Raw genomic sequence first — 15,616 nt, forward strand, 5'->3', positions numbered from 1 at the left:
CTGCCGAAGGCTGCGGAAAGGATCGGTATGCCTTCGACGGTCTCTAAAGACTGGGCGGTTTTCGATGGGTCGCAGCCCTCGACGGTTTCTACAGGGGATGTGATTTCCTGATATTTCAGTGTGTTTTTTAGTCCAAATTCAATGCTAGTGTTCACCGTTCACGGCAGGAGATTCACCGCAACCGGTGTACTCCCGCGATTAACGTTATTTGCAAGGATGCAAATATGACCACTTACAGCGCTTCACTTCATACTCCCGTATTTTTCGAAAACGCGTCCGCCACCGCTACTGAATCCGAAAGGTTCAGGCCCAGTTCGGTATCAGCACGCGAGCAACGCGCTCGAGAGAAGGCCGATCGGACGATCAATCAGTTCATCGAAGGGTTCACGGAAAAATGTTTTTTTCCGTTGGATTGCGAGTCACTGATTTTTTCGTTACTGCCTCAGTTGGCTGAATGGCCTGCAGTTTTGCAGCTCAAAATCGTTGACGAACACGGCGATGCTGTCGCGACCTATCTCAAAGGTAACAACCCCAGCGTTATCCAAAACAGCATTTCGGTAGTGCGAGATCGCTTTGGCGAATATGCCACGTCGACCGTCCATGGCGAGGAAACATTATTTCAAACCATAATTGACCAACTTCCCCAGGGCTCAAGACTGGGTATGGGTGGCAACTTCTCGAATAGTTCCAGTACCGCCGGGCGAATTGTCACGCTGCGCAAAGAGTTGTCCGAGTTGCTCAAGTCTGAGCAAGCAAACGCGTTTGAGGCATTGCTCGCCGACGATGATGCGATGAAGTGCGATCTAGGTTTCAGTCGGTACAACCGCCTTCTACCCCTTTGGAGGCGGCAAACTACCGAGCGGCCTCCTGCATTAAACCTGTTAAAGGCTATACATCCTGAAGTGCCGGTTGAGCGCCTCAATGTGCTGTTGGAGCGATTTCCTCTGTCGGAAGCGCAAGAACATGACTTTCTGGAAGACGAAGAGTTGCCAGCTGCGTTCATTGAGGCCTTGGATCAGTCCTTGGAGGAATGGCGCAAGGACCGAGGACTCGATGGCTTGTTTCATACCAGAACTTACAACATTGACGCGGATGTGCTGGCCAGAACCTTTGGCCAACAGGTGTTGAGAGCTCGATTGGGCTACGAGCTATTGATCGCTGAAGTGGACGCGACGGGTCAGTACCCCCGTGATCTTGAACTTTCGCAGACCTCAATTCTCTTGTTACATAGCGCCGATGGTCATTACGCAGTTAAAAACCTCAATGATGATCAGGTCAACCGTTTCAATGTGGGTACCGATAGCTTCTATCGGGCGATTGCTTCGGTGCTGCAACCTCATGAGCGTACCGCTTTGGGAATGCAGTCCGAGACGGATGTCGCAGGCTTTCGCAGAATACTCGGCGATGCGGCGGCTAACGCCAGCGGCGGCTGGTTTGACTCGCAAAGCCCGCTTCAGGCGAAGGTTGAACTGTTTCCTGATTGGTTAAGGGACGCTTCTTCTGCCGACAAACTCATGTGGAACACAGCGCTGCATAACTATCGGCAAGCGTTGATAGAGGCGCAGGCACCGGATCTTCCAGACGTCAGCGAATACGGCGATCTTGAGCAGCTGCGCGTCTATGCCGGGAATCAGCTTAAGTACCGGCTAGATCTTGATCTCGGTTTGCAACTGGAGCCCGAAGAAATAACTGTCGAGATCACTACAAACCAATGGACCGGAAATCAGGAGGTGCCACCCATTCTGGATCTGGACGTATACAGTCCAGAGTCTGGTGAAGATTTTGAGTACACCCCCACATACCGCAGCCTTCCCCAGCTCTGTTTGGAGAATATATTAATAACTGATGGGGACTTCTGGTTGACGGCGCGCTTTCTGGATAAGAACGGTCGTCCAATCGCGGGATTGAGTAAACGTTATATACATGGCCTAGTGCGTGAGTTGGATGTGGGTACCAGCTACACGGCGTTTCTCAAACAGCGCTTGCTAGCGTCCTCTTTTGGACAGTGGAGCCGCGATCAATATGCTCAGGTAATGGACACGCAGATGCGGCTGGACGTCATCGAAGCCAAGATGGCGAAGGATTTTCTCGATGACGGTAGCTTGCCATCTGCGCTCGCCGACCGAGGTTATAAATGGGTGATGGCGGTCCTTGACCGCGCGCTCGATAGCGCTACCAGCGCGGTGGTTGAAGGCCATCGTATTCAGGTGTGGACTCTTAAACTCTCCGATTCGGCGCCGACTAACCTGCATTATTACGGCCCGCCTGGCGTTTATTCTCCAGGCCAATTCGATGGTCTGACGTTGCGGGGCATACTGATGATCGCTCCCGAATCCAGGCAGAGTGTTCCGAGTGTGGTGGTCTATACACCTTTGGCTCCGGACGGCGTGAGTTTCCGTGAGTATGCAAGCGAGCAGGAAATGCTCGAGAAGCTATTCACTAACCCTCTGGTAGCTGACTACTTGATAAGCCGGCTGCCTATAGAGCAAAAGGCCTCATTGGGTGAAGTGTTCGGCACCCTCATCGTTGATGGTCACTTGAAGATCGTACCTACATTATTGCGTACGGATAACTTCTACTTCGCCAGTTACGAGGACGAAGTTCAGCGTGTGATCGCGCAAATCGATGCGCAAACGACCAGCACTGGCGAAGCCAACTGGCAGAGCGCATGGAATATTGCTAGTGCATTCGCCGAACTGGCGCTTGAGTTCACGCCATTCAAGGTGAGGTTGCCAATCGCCGCCGCTCGTAGTTTGTACGCGCTCTCACAAGGCGCCCGTGCGGTGGGTGAGCAAGACAGCAGCGCTGCATTGCATTTTGTACAAGCAGCACTGCTCCTGACGGATGGTCTGCCGGGAGTGAAGAAGCCTAAGGTGAAATCGGTGTCCTCTGGTGGTCTGAAATCCGCAATGGCGCTGGCATCTACACCACAGGGAATGAAATTGCGTACCGACGGCGTTTATAGCGGCGTGTACGAAAAAGTGAATGCTGCAAACTATTTGGATTTCTATGCCCAAAACGCAGGGAAAACCTTTGCCATTCGCTATGATGCGCAAAACGCGACGTGGCGAATGATTGATCCCCGACGGCCAGACGCTTATTACCAGATGCCGATTCGTTTCGATGAGCAGGGGCAATGGAGTTACGACAACATCGCGTTGCGGGGTGGGGGAAACGACAATAAACCCAAAGTACCTAAAAGTCGCAAAGGCGCTAACGCCAGCGACACGCCGGCAGCATCCAGTTCGGTCAATATCCGGCCACCGGGCATGAAGCGGGCAAGAGTTGATGTGAAAAACTTTGCTGAAACCGATGCGTTTGCAAAGGCTGTAAAGGATACAAAGGTCGATAAGAAGACGCTTGAAGATGCTATCGAAGCGGCCGCTGAAAAGTATATCAACGACCGTGCGGGCAGCTCCCATGTTCTGCTGGGTGCTTTCAAAGGGGCTGTAAGCATTGATCTTCCAGGCATCGGGGGAAGTACGGGGCGAGGTAAATGGCGCTTAATTTTACAAAAATCCAAAATTAAGGATGCCGATGGAAACTCTGAAACGGTGCTGATCTTCCATAGTGTGGCAAATACCCATAGAGGTTAATCGCCGTCATTGATAAAAGGCATGGCTCTGGCCGTGCCTTTTTCGTCTGGCTCTGAGAAAATGCCCGCACTTTTTAAACGGATACCGACATGACTGTCCTTAAGAATGATCGTTTCCTTCGTGCCCTGCTCAAGCAGCCCGTCGATGTTACCCCTGTGTGGATGATGCGTCAGGCTGGTCGTTATCTGCCAGAGTACCGCGCCAGTCGTGCCAAGGCCGGCGACTTCATGAGCCTGTGCATGAATCCGGAATTCGCTTGTGAAGTCACGCTGCAACCGCTTGACCGCTATCCACAGCTGGACGCGGCCATCTTGTTTTCCGACATCCTGACCATTCCGGACGCTATGGGCCTGGGCCTGTATTTTGAAACTGGCGAAGGTCCACGCTTCAAAAAAACGGTCAGCACCTTGGCCGATATCGAAGCGTTGCCCATTCCAGATCCGCAGAAAGACTTGGGTTACGTAATGGATGCGGTCAGTACCATCCGTCGCGAGCTCAACGGCCGTGTACCTTTGATCGGCTTCTCTGGCAGTCCATGGACCTTGGCAACATATATGGTCGAAGGCGGTTCATCGAAAGATTTTCGCAAGTCCAAAGCCATGCTCTATGACAATCCACAGGCCATGCACTTATTACTGGATAAGTTGGCGCAGTCCGTGACTTCGTACCTCAACGGTCAAATTCTCGCTGGCGCACAAGCGGTGCAGATTTTTGACAGTTGGGGCGGTAGCTTGTCGTCGGCGGCCTACCAGGAGTTTTCACTTGCCTACATGCGCAAAATCGTCAATGGCCTGATCCGTGAACACGACGGGCGTAAAGTGCCAGTGATCCTGTTCACCAAAGGCGGCGGCCTGTGGCTGGAGAGCATCGCTGACGCGGGCGCTGATGCACTGGGCCTGGACTGGACGTGCGACATCGGCGAAGCCCGTCAGCGCGTCGGCAACAAAGTCGCCTTGCAAGGCAACATGGACCCTACTGTGCTTTACGCAAACCCTACCGCGATACGCAGTGAAGTCGCACGTATCCTCGCCAGCTACGGCAGCGGCACCGGCCACGTCTTCAATCTCGGTCACGGTATTACGCCAGAGGTTGACCCGGCCAACGCGGGCGTCTTTATGGAAGCCGTGCACGAGATGTCTGCCCAGTATCACGCCAACTAAGTCGCGCCCAATCCTGCTGCCGCATTCGCCGTGGCAGGTTTTTGTTGGGTATGTCCCGTCCTGAATAAGGTTTACACCTTCTGACCTATCTTCAACCCTTAATACTGAGTTCCAACGGCTGCAGTTTCGCCAAACGTAATGCCACAGCCAATGCGACGAGCAACAACACTCCTATGAACCCGCCGATACCATTCCAACCTGCGTAATGCCAAAACGCCCCACCTGCGGTGCCTGCGATGCTTGAACCCGCGTAGTAGCAAAACAGATACAGCGACGACGCCTGCCCTCTGGCTTTGATTGCCCGGCGTCCGATCCAGCTGCTGGCTACGGAGTGCGCGCCGAAGAAGCCGAACGTGAATAACAGCACCCCGAATATGACCATCGATAACGGGCTGAACATGGTCAGAGCAACGCCCATTAGCATCAAGACGATGACCGACCAGAGCACTTTGCGTCGACCGAGCTTATCGGCCAGAGCACCAACTTTCGCCGAGCTATAGATACCCGACAGGTAAACCACTGAGAACAGTCCGACGAATGACTGACTCATGTGATAAGGCTCGGCCAGCAAGCGGTAGCCAATGTAATTGAATAGCGTGACGAACGCGCCCATCAGCAGGAATGCTTCCAGAAACAGCCACGGCAAGCCAGCGTCTCGAAACTGCAACGCGAAACCGTCAAGCAGGCTAAGGGGGTGCATTGAGCGCGGGCGGAAGTTGCGTGACTCCGGAAGTATCTTCCAAAACACCCCGGCGGCGATCAACGCCAAGCCGCCGATGAAAAGCATTGCGGTATGCCAGCTAACGTAATCTACCAATACCCCGGTGATCACCCGACCACTCATGCCGCCGATGGCGTTGCCGCCTATATAAAGCCCCATCGCCAAGCCAATGTGTTGCGGGTGTATTTCTTCGCTCAGGTAGGTCATTGCCACGGCCGCCAAACCGCTGAGCGACAGACCAACCAGCGCGCGCATTAACAGAATACCTTCCCATGTCGGCATCAACGCGCCGAGTAAAGTGAATAGCGCGGCGCAAAACAGCGCCGTTACCATCACTGGTTTTCGCCCGAGTCGATCCGAAATCGGCCCGGTAATTAGCAGGCCAAATGCGAGCATGCCGGTAGCGACCGACAATATAAGGCTGCTTTGCGCTGCATTAATTGAGTATTCGTGGGACAGCACCGGCATTAACGGCTGTACACAATACAGCAGCGTAAACGTCGCAAAACCACCGGAGAATAATGCCAGCACCGTGCGCAAGAATAACGGGGTGCCTTTTTCGATATAGACATCTGCCAGCGTATCGACACCATCGCTGACGTGCGTGGGGGCTGGGGCAACAGCAGTTTTCAATATGAACCTCGATGAACGTGGCGGCGAACAATCTGAAAAGAATATAGTTCGCTAATTATTCTTTCCAATATATTGTTCGACCTATTTGATATTTAAAAAGACTTAATGGGGAAATATGGAGTTACGTCATCTGCGGTATTTTATCGCGGTAGCTGAAGAGCTTCATTTCGGCAGGGCCGCGCTGGCATTGGGTATTTCGCAACCTCCCCTAAGTCAGCAAATTCAGGTACTGGAAAAAGAGGTGGGCGCGCGATTATTTGATCGGACCAATAGACGGGTTGAGTTAAGCGAAGTCGGCCGGTTATTTCTTGATGAGGCGCGTTTGGTCTTGGCTCAGGTAGGCAAAGCCGCCGATGTAGCACGTCGTGCGCAGTTGGGGCAGCTGGGCGAACTGAAAATTGGATTCACGGCGTCGGCACCGTTCAACTCCAGCATCCCCCAAGCTATCTTCGCGTTTCGTCAGGACTTTCCAGCCGTCCATTTGGCACTGCAGGAAATGAGTAGCATGGAAACCGCGCAAGCATTGGTGGAAAACTCGGTGCATGTCGGGATCATGCGACCGTTGCCGTTGCCCGACTCATTGGTCGCCGTCGAGTTGTTCCGTGAGCCGTTGGTAGCCATTATTCGTGCCGATCACCCACTGGCGGCGGGTAGCGAAAAAGGCCTGTACCTCTCGGCCTTGGCTGCTGAACCCTTTGTTTTTTTTCCTCGCACCTACGGCAGCGGTTTGTATACGCAGTTAATGAGCCTGGCACGACAAGCCGGATTTAGTCCGTTGATTACACAAGAGGCGGGTGAACCGATGACCATTATCGGATTGGTCGCAGCGGGATTGGGCGTAACCGTGTTGCCGGCGTCTTATCAGCGCATGCGAATTGACAGCGTTGTCTATCGGACGGTGCTGGACGAAGGCGCTAACACGGCGGTGTGGCTGGTACAGCGTAAAGAGCAAAATTCGCCGATGGCCAAGGCGTTTGTTGAGTTGTTAACGCAGCGGTCAGTAGTCCAAGGCTAACGCTGCTCTGTGTCAACTCACGCCCAACGTTTGAAAATCAGCGATGTATTCACCCCGCCAAAAGCAAAATTATTGTTCATCACGTATTGATTACTCATTTGACGCATCTCACCGCGTAGGTAATCCAGTTCGCCGCACTGGGGGTCGATAACGTCGAGGTTGAGGGTGTGGACATAACGGTCGCGGTTCATCATTTCGATACAGAACCATGATTCCAACGCACCACAGGCGCCTAAGGTGTGCCCCAAGAAACTTTTTTGCGAACTGATGGGCATCCGCGCGCCAAACAGGCTACTAGTGGCCAGGGTTTCGGCCATGTCGCCTTGTTCCGTGGCGGTGCCGTGACCGTTTACGTAACCGATGGCATCGGGCGTCAGGCCGGCGTCTTCCAGGGCCAACTCCATGGCGCGGCGCATGGTGACTTGCTCCGGGCGGGTGGAGTGAGCGCCGTCAGCGTTGCTGCCAAAGCCCACGATCTCCGCATGGATGTGCGCACCGCGGGCCAAGGCATGTTCCAGCTCTTCGAGCACCAGCATGCCGCCGCCCTCACCAATCACTAAGCCATCGCGACCGCTGTCGTAGGGGCGTGGTGTAGTGTGCGGGGCATCATTTTTCAGGCTGGTGGCGTACAGCGCATCAAACACCATGGCCTCGGTTGGGCATAACTCTTCAGCGCCGCCGGCGAGCATCAATGGCAGGCGCCCGAATTTGATCGATTCATAGGCATAACCTATCCCCTGGCTGCCGCTGGTGCAGGCGCTGGAGGTAGGAATCAAGCGCCCGGTCAGGCCGAAAAAAATGCTGATATTCGCTGCGGTGGTGTGGGGCATCATCCGCACATATGAGTTGGCGTTCAGCCCTTCGGCCACGGAATTGAGCAACATGTTGCCAAAGGCTTTGATTTCGTCGGTGCTGCCGGTGGACGAGCCGCAGGCCACGCCCATCCGCCCGTCCCGAATGATCGCGTCGCCCAACAACCCGGCGTCCAGCAACGCTTGTTCGGCGGCACCCACGGCCAGCCGCGAGACTCGGCCCATGCTGCGTAGTTGCTTACGGTTCCAGTGTTTGGGCACGGCGAAATCATCGATGGGCCCCGCGAGTCGAGTGTTGAGCTCAGTGAAGCGGTTCCACTCATCCATCCGCCGAATGCCGCTGCGATTGGCGATGAAATTGGCCTCGATACTCGCCCAATCACTGCCTAGCGAGGTAATGCCGGCCATGCCGGTAACGACGACGCGTTTCATCAGCACAGGCCTCCGTTGACTGCCAATACCTGGCGGGTGATGTAAGACGCTTCAGCCGACATCAGAAAATTCACAGCACCGGCGACCTCTTCGGGGGTGCCCATGCGTTGTGCCGGGATCATCTTTATCAACTCCTCCACCGGCACGTGCTCGTCTAGCATCGCAGTATCGATCAAGCCGGGTGCGACGCAGTTGACGGTGATCTTGCGTTTGCCCAGTTCGATGGCCAGTGCTTTAGCCGCGCCAATGATCCCTGCTTTCGACGCGCTGTAGTTGACCTGGCCACGGTTGCCGATCATCCCCGACACCGAGGTGATGCAGACGATACGTCCGGCAGCGCGACGCCTAATCATCGGCATCATCACTGGATGCAGCACGTTGTAAAAACCATCGAGATTGGTACGCATTACTATGTCCCAGTCTTCATCGGTCAGTGCCGGAAACGCACCGTCTCGAGTCAAGCCGGCGTTGCAGACTACCCCGTAATACGCGCCGTAGGTCTCCACGTCGGCTTCTAAAACAGCTTTGGAGGCCGCTCGGTCGGCGACGTCGAATTGCAGGATGCGTGCGGAGCGCCCCATGGCCTGGATCTCAACCTGCACCGCTTCAGCTTCAGTTCGACCGTTGCGGCAATGCAGAATAAGGTCATACCCGGCTTGAGCCAGACGCAGGGCAATGGCGCGGCCGATTCCACGGCTAGAGCCGGTGACCAGTATCGATTCAGTCATGCGGGAAGTCCTTCGGCAAGATAGGCGGCGGCTTGAGGCGGGCAGTACACGTTGAGGCGCGCCGTGGCGTGAATGCCGAGGCCCGTCAGATGGCATTCAAATACCGCCATGCCATTGTCATCCTGCAAAGAGCGCAGGGCGTGGATCGTCAATTCAGTGCGGACGGGAAAGTGTTCGACGTTGCATTCAAACTTGCGTGTTCCCAGCAGAAACCCCAACTGCACCGGATTGCCTTGTTGCCGAGCTCGACAGCCGGCGAACGCGGCCACGCTCTGCGCCATGAGCTCAACGCCAACCCACGCCGGAAGGCTGCCATCGACGCGGTTGAACAATCCACTGGGGCGCACCGTCAACTGGGTGCGGATTTGCTCATCGTCGAACGACAGCACTTGATCGATCAGGATCATGTTCCCCGAGTGGGGCAGCAGTTCGGCAATTGGCCAGTCGATCATGGGGCGTCTCCAATAATCAGGCTGATGTTGTTGCCACCGAAAGCGTAGGAATTGCTCATCAAGTGGCGTGGGCGAGTAGGCGTCAGGCGCTGCCCTGATTCGACCCACTGCAACGCAGGCAACTGTGGGTCTGCCTGACCGTCCCATATGTGCGGGGGCAGCGCGTTTTCGCTATTTTCAGGGGCCAGGCACAACCAGCAAAACGCAGCTTCCAGTGCCCCGGCGGCACCGAGGGTATGGCCGCTCAACGGTTTAGTTGAAGAGCAGGGCACGCCTTGCGGGAAAACCGCGTCCATCGCGAAGCTTTCCATAGCATCATTGTGTAGCGTCGCAGTGCCATGCAGGTTCAGGTAATCAATGTTCTCGACCGTCAACCCGGCGTTGGTCAGCGCTTTATGCATGGCTTCGCGTGCGCCTCGACCGCTGGGTTCTGGCGCGGAAATATGGTGCGCGTCCGACGTGGCGCCCGCACCTAGCAGAGCAATCGAGTGGGTGTCGCTGGCTTGGCGAGTCATCAAAAACAGCACGGCGGCTTCCCCGATATTGATCCCATTGCGGTTGCTTGAAAACGGATTGCAGCGTTGTGCCGAGATCGCTTCCAGCGCGGAAAACCCACAGAGTGTCAGCTGGCACAAACTGTCGACGCCGCCGCACAACACCGCATCGCACAAGCCCATGTCGAGCAAGCGCCGGGCACTGAGTAAGGCTCTGGCGCTGGATGTGCAGGCCGTAGAAATCACATAGGCGGGACCGCTGAGGTCCAGCCACGCCGCGAGAAAGTTCGAGGGTGCGCTCAGCTCTTGTTGCTGATAGTCATAATCGGCGGGAAATTTCTGATCCCGCAGATAGGAGGCGAGGCCACGGCTTGCTTCATCGATACCCGAGGTACTGGTGCCGAGAACTACGCCAACCCGTGATGGGCCGAACTGTTTGATCGCCTGCCGGATTTCGTCTTCGATTTGCAGTGCAGCCGCCAACAACAGTTGATTGTTGCGGCTGCTGTGCTCGGCCAATTCGTTGGGAATAGATGGCAGCTCCCCCTGAACAGCCCCGATTGGGAAAGAGCGCCCAGTCCCCCGGCTACTGTCGTCAAGCATGCCCGAACAATCCCCCGAAAATAGAGTGCGCGCAACGTCGGGCTTGTTATTGCCAAGCGCGCAGATAACCCCCATCGCATTGAGGTATGCCGTCATGGGCTGACCTCGTCATCCAATGGGCTGACGTGATATACCAACCTTGGATCCATCCGCATCTCGAACACATCGGGTCGGCGGTACTCGACGTGCCAACGGCTGCCAAGGTCGCGCTGCCCGTCTTTAGTTCGCGCTTGCGGATAGTTAGTACGCAGTTCGGCGGCAGGCGTCAGGGCGAACAGCAATGCAGCAAACAGTTCGCGGGCTTGAGGGTTGGGCGGCAACAAACCATCGGCCTGCCACTTACCGTTAATCAGGCGTTGGCGCGCCACGGGAATCCCCAATGGGTCGATCAACGACCAACGCAAGCCGCCGCTTTCCTGTTGGATCACCAATAACCAGTCCTGACGCTGCTCAGCCTGTTCGCGCAAAATATGCAGCTGCATCGGCAGCGCCAGTTGTGGGGAGTGCTCAGGCAGTGGCGCATGGCTGGCGCAGGCACACAGCAGCAGAAGGCCAACACTGAGCAGCAGACGACGGATCATCCGGCAGCGCCTTGCATGGGTTTGCGCGCCACCACGTTGACCAGCGTTTCATCACGCTGGCCAAAGGGTGGAGGACGCTTAAGGCCGAAACGTTCTAACAAACCGAAATCCTTGGCGCGACTCCACCACAGGTACGGGTATGAAACGTTTTGCGGGCCGAACTCAAATCCTTGGCCGCGTAGCATGTCCAGGTATTGCGCCGCGCTTTTTTGTACCTGCATGGGATGGCGAAAAAGCCAACGGATGACCCAGGTATCGATGTAAGACTTGGTCGATTCAGCGAACAGCAGATAACCACCCGGTTTCAGCACCCGATAAAATTCGGCGAGGGCTTTTTCCTGTTCCACCAAATGGTGAAACGTCTGATGGCAAAACAGCAGGTCAACGCTGGCGTCCGGCATCGGCAGTTGCGCGCAATCACTGCCAGTCAGCTCGACGCTAATACCCTGCTTGCGCGCTTCGGTCCGGCTGAGGGTCAGGCTTTTCGGATCGGCGTCCACGGCCAGTAGGCGAGCCGGGGCGAACACTTGTTTCAAGCGCAGAAACGATTTGCCCTGACCACAACCCACATCAAGCAACACCGGGTCGGCGGGTGGGGGCGTGCCAGAGTCATTGAACAGACGCTGCAGGTCATTGATTGCGACGCGCAACACATGATGCTGCCACGTGTGGCTGCGTAGAAACCACAAGCCGAAACGGGTTTCCTCGACGTAGGTTTCGCTTAAGTAATCGGTGCTCATTGGGCAGTGCTCGCGCAAATTTCAGCGATCATGCGCAAACGGCGCTTGGGTTCGCTGACAAACGGGTTGCGTTCGTCCCAGGCATAACCCGCGAGAATCGAACTGATCATGCGTCGAATCTCATGAGAGCTGCCGGGATGGAAAATGACGTCTTGAAAGCTGCCGTCATACCAACCTTCCACGTAGGCGCGGAAGGTGTCGACACCGCGCTTGAGCGGCACAGCGAATTCGCTTTCCCAGTCGACGGTTTCGCCCTGCAACTGACGATTCAATACGGCGGCGGCCATGCTCGCGGAGCGCATGGCGATGGTGGCGCCCGACGAGAACACCGGGTCGAGAAATTCAGCGGCATTGCCCAGCAACGCGAAGCCCTTGCCATGCAGGGATTTCACGTTAGCGGAGTAGCCTGCGATGGTCCGTGCCGGGGTATCCCACACGGCGGCGTGCAGCAGTGTTTCCAACACTGGCGCTTCGGCGATGAACGCTCGTAGGCACGCATCGAAGTCTGCGGGTTTATCTTTGATCTTTTCGACCGCCCCGACCACGCCCAGTGAGCAGCGGCCGTTGCTGAAGGGGATCAGCCAAAACCACAGATCGCGATGTTCGGGATGGGTGGTGATAAGAATCTTCTGACGGTCGAAATGTGGGTCATCTATACGGTCTTCGATGTGGGTGAACACCGCGTGGCGAACCGGAAAGCTCGACGGTGCTTCGAGGTCCAGTAAACGCGGCAAAACGCGGCCATAACCGCTGGCATCGAGAACGAAATCTGCTTCTATGCTGTACACGCGGCCATCTTCACGGCGCGCACGAAGGGTGGGTTTTACTGCGTCGAAATCGACCGCAATGATTTCTTCCTGATAACGGATTTCCACCCCTTGCAGCGCAGCCTGATCGGCAAGTAGCTTGTCGAAGCTGGCGCGCTCTACCTGAAAGGTGGTCGGTTTGCCGTTGCTGAACGTGTCGCCAAAGTCGAAATGAGAGTAACGATCTCCCCAGGCAAAAGCCGCGCCGTTCTTGATTTGAAACCCGGCCGCGTTTACCGCGTCGAGCATGCCGGCTTCTTCGACGAAATCCAGGCAATGCGAAAGCAGGCTTTCACCGATGGAAAAACGCGGAAAAAGCTGACGCTCTATGATCAGTACGTCGTGACCTTGGCGTTTGAGCAGTGCAGCGGCAATTGCACCGGAAGGCCCCGCCCCGATGACCACAATCTGGCGTCGCTCCATTTCAGCTATTGGCACAGAGGCTCCCTTACCTGTTCGGCAATCTTGATAAAAGTTCGGTTCATGCCCGCCAGTGCAAACAGCCGCACGATCATCATATGGCGGGCTCATTAACAGTCTGGGTATCCGCTGGACGCCCGGCCCACGGCGCGAGCATGAAGCTGAAGGCCAGGCCGAGGCTGACCGACAGACCGAAATTGCTCACCGCAGGCGTACTGGAAATCGCCAGCAAACCAAATGACAGCCACGTGGTGACCGCCGCCAGCAAGGTTCCGAGCAAACTTACCGCTGCCCCGCCGATCTGCTCGCGCATCAAAATGGCGTAATCGACACTGATGGCGGTGACCAACAACAGCCCGAACACGCTGAACAGAGTCAGCGGCTGACCCATCCAGCCGAGACTCGCCAAACTGCACAGCGCCGCCAGCAGCGGAAGCGCGATGATCCGCAAAGCTCCTTTGAGACCAAACGGCAGAATCAGCAGCAGTACGATCAACGCGCAGGACAGCAATTTCAACTCCGCTGCACTGATTTGTGTGGCGGCAAAAACGTTGTTCAAGTCGCCGAGACGATCAACCAACTGTACGCCTTCGATGTCCAGCGTCTGTACGCGTAACAAGTTGGCATCGTTTAAGCCTCGCAGGCTGACCATGCCTGCAACGCCATCGGCGGTCGAACCTAGCCATAACGTGCGCCAAGGTTCGCCGAGTGGTCCGGCCAGCGCAGCGTCGATGTCTTGGTCCGGCAGCATCTGCAACCGGGTCAGTTCTGCTTGCAAGTTGGCTTCGGGAACACCGACGTCTATCAGCGGCTGCCAAAACAAAGGCAGTTTACCTAACGCATTCCGCACTCGATGTTGTTCAAAAGGCGAGCTCAGCAGCTGGTTCAGCGCCAAGTAACCCTGCAACTTGTCCAAGCTGACCAGTTGATCGAGGCGCTTGCTTAACTCGGCTTGACGTTCTAGCAATTGCTGTTGGTTGGCTGCACGCACCAAATAGAATTGACTGGTGGGTTGATAGCCGGTGATGCGCGCGATGGCCTGCGCTTCGGCCTGCAACTGCGGCGGTGCACCGACCCATTGGCGGATGTCATTTTTAGTGGTCAGTTGCCACAACCCTGCGGCACAAAACATCAGCAACAGGGTTAATAGCACGGGTGTGCCAACGCGGAGGAGCAAGGCTTCACGCCAGCTCATCAAGCGCTCGGCGATAAGTAACGGCCATCGGGCAGGGCGCAGTTCCAGGTTATTGAGCATTGCTGGTAACAGGCACACGGCGGTCAAATAAGCGCCTACCAGACCGGCTGCCGAGAACACTGCAATTTGCGTAAGTGCCGGAAACGGTGTCCAGGCCAAGGCCAGATAACCGATGCAACTGGTGGCTAAACTCAGGCTCAGGCCGCTTAGTGTAAGGCGCAGCGCGCCCCAACTGCGCCAGGGTTTCATGCTCCAGCTTTTCGACAGCGAGTGCAGCGGGTAATCCACCGCCACGCCGATCAGGCTTGAACCCAACACCAGCGTCATGACGTGCATATGACCGAACAGCGCGACACAGGCCACCGCGCCGAACAGCATGCCGACCGCCACCGGCACGAATGCCAGCAGCACTCGCCAACGACGGAACACCAATAAAAGCAGCAACAGAATTCCAAGCGTTGCACCGCCGCCTACCCAAGTGATTTCACGAGTGGCCTGACGCTGTCCATTAGCGGCATACAGCAGGCCGCTGGCAGCGAGCAATTGCGCATCGGCTTGATGGGCCTGCAAACGTGCAGCGCTGAGCAAGTCCGCGACCTTCATCGGTAAGTGCATGTCGAACGCATTGCCCTTGGTTCGTGCGCGCAGCAACACCCAGCTTTTGCCGGCTGCCGTGGCGATCAACGCACCGCTGCCGACGTCGAGCTGTACCGAACCCTGTTGTGGCTGGCTGTTTTGAATACGTCCAGTCAGACCCAGCCAGTCATCCTGACTTGCGACCAGGCTGAAACCTGTGAACGGGTCAAACAGGCTTTCCACACGTTGCTGAATAAACGCTTGAGGTTGTTCGATCAACTGACTGCGATCAGCCGGCGCCAGCATCGCCAATCGCCCTTGCAGCAATTGTTGGCGTAGGCCCGGCAAGTCCGCCTGCAGGTTCCACTGGACCTTTTCGAACAGACCACTGGCCTGCCATTGTTCGCCGAGTTTGTGAGCGAGATCGATTGCCTGTTGGCGGTCGGTGTGGCCCACCAGCACCAGCATTTCGCGGTTGAGTGGCTCTTGCATGCGCTCTTGCGCACGCAGTTCCAAGGTGTCCGGGGTCGAGCCGGGAACCAGCTCCATCAAGTTGGCCGACAGCGGAGGACCGTCGCGCCATTGCCAGCCTGCGAGTGCTAGCACCGCCAGCAAGCCGAGCAGGAATAAGCGCGGCAGCCAGTATTCCATC

Annotated in this window: 12 protein-coding genes; 3 read left to right on the forward strand and 9 right to left on the reverse strand. The window is 56.2% G+C overall.

What is annotated here, in order from left to right; genetic code table 11:
- Window positions 1–224 precede the first annotated feature (224 nt).
- Together QN378_RS01755 and hemE are read left to right on the forward strand one after the other, a co-directional pair.
- Window positions 225–3,596, forward strand: coding sequence for a dermonecrotic toxin domain-containing protein (locus QN378_RS01755; protein ID WP_322206417.1), 3,372 nt, complete (start codon window positions 225–227; stop codon window positions 3,594–3,596).
- Between the two features lie 89 nt (window positions 3,597–3,685).
- Window positions 3,686–4,756, forward strand: coding sequence for a uroporphyrinogen decarboxylase (gene hemE, locus QN378_RS01760; RefSeq protein ID WP_322206418.1), 1,071 nt, complete (start codon window positions 3,686–3,688; stop codon window positions 4,754–4,756).
- A gap of 91 nt (window positions 4,757–4,847) precedes the next feature.
- Here the strand turns inward: hemE and QN378_RS01765 are convergent, their stop codons facing one another.
- Complete coding sequence (locus QN378_RS01765) at window positions 4,848–6,110, reverse strand: MFS transporter (RefSeq protein ID WP_407074501.1); 1,263 nt, start codon at window positions 6,108–6,110, stop codon at window positions 4,848–4,850.
- 115 nt (window positions 6,111–6,225) lie between these two features.
- Here QN378_RS01765 and QN378_RS01770 point away from each other — a divergent pair, with 115 nt between their 5' ends.
- Window positions 6,226–7,125, forward strand: a complete 900-nt coding sequence (locus tag QN378_RS01770) for a LysR family transcriptional regulator (protein ID WP_322206419.1) — start codon at window positions 6,226–6,228, stop codon at window positions 7,123–7,125.
- 17 nt (window positions 7,126–7,142) lie between these two features.
- Here the strand turns inward: QN378_RS01770 and QN378_RS01775 are convergent, their stop codons facing one another.
- The 8 genes from QN378_RS01775 to QN378_RS01810 form a co-directional block, all read right to left on the reverse strand.
- On the reverse strand, window positions 7,143–8,369 hold the full coding sequence (locus QN378_RS01775; protein WP_323546748.1) for a beta-ketoacyl-ACP synthase: 1,227 nt from the start codon (window positions 8,367–8,369) through the stop codon (window positions 7,143–7,145).
- Window positions 8,369–9,097, reverse strand: a complete 729-nt coding sequence (gene fabG, locus QN378_RS01780; RefSeq protein ID WP_322206421.1) for a 3-oxoacyl-ACP reductase FabG — start codon at window positions 9,095–9,097, stop codon at window positions 8,369–8,371. The genes QN378_RS01775 and fabG overlap by 1 nt, the downstream gene beginning before the upstream one ends.
- Window positions 9,094–9,549 carry a hotdog family protein gene (locus QN378_RS01785; RefSeq protein WP_322206422.1) on the reverse strand — a complete coding sequence of 152 codons (456 nt, stop codon included), beginning with the start codon at window positions 9,547–9,549 and terminating at the stop codon, window positions 9,094–9,096. The genes fabG and QN378_RS01785 overlap by 4 nt, the downstream gene beginning before the upstream one ends.
- Complete coding sequence (locus tag QN378_RS01790; protein WP_323546751.1) at window positions 9,546–10,742, reverse strand: beta-ketoacyl-[acyl-carrier-protein] synthase family protein; 1,197 nt, start codon at window positions 10,740–10,742, stop codon at window positions 9,546–9,548. The genes QN378_RS01785 and QN378_RS01790 overlap by 4 nt, the downstream gene beginning before the upstream one ends.
- The gene (locus QN378_RS01795; protein ID WP_322206424.1) at window positions 10,739–11,227 is read right to left on the reverse strand and encodes a DUF3261 domain-containing protein; all 489 of its coding nucleotides are present in this window, start codon (window positions 11,225–11,227) and stop codon (window positions 10,739–10,741) included. Before QN378_RS01795 ends, QN378_RS01790 begins: the two co-directional genes overlap by 4 nt.
- Entirely contained in the window at window positions 11,224–11,967 is a 744-nt protein-coding gene (locus tag QN378_RS01800; protein ID WP_322206425.1) for a class I SAM-dependent methyltransferase, read from the reverse strand. The genes QN378_RS01795 and QN378_RS01800 overlap by 4 nt, the downstream gene beginning before the upstream one ends.
- Window positions 11,964–13,211, reverse strand: coding sequence for an NAD(P)/FAD-dependent oxidoreductase (locus QN378_RS01805; RefSeq protein ID WP_322206426.1), 1,248 nt, complete (start codon window positions 13,209–13,211; stop codon window positions 11,964–11,966). The genes QN378_RS01800 and QN378_RS01805 overlap by 4 nt, the downstream gene beginning before the upstream one ends.
- 76 nt (window positions 13,212–13,287) lie before the next feature.
- A complete protein-coding gene (locus tag QN378_RS01810) occupies window positions 13,288–15,615 on the reverse strand; it encodes a hypothetical protein (RefSeq protein WP_323546754.1) in 2,328 nt (775 codons plus the stop codon).
- Between the last annotated feature and the right edge of the window lies 1 nt (window position 15,616).

The sequence above is a fragment of the Pseudomonas sp. 10S5 genome, assembly GCF_035019745.1.
Classification (GTDB): Bacteria; Pseudomonadota; Gammaproteobacteria; order Pseudomonadales; family Pseudomonadaceae; genus Aquipseudomonas.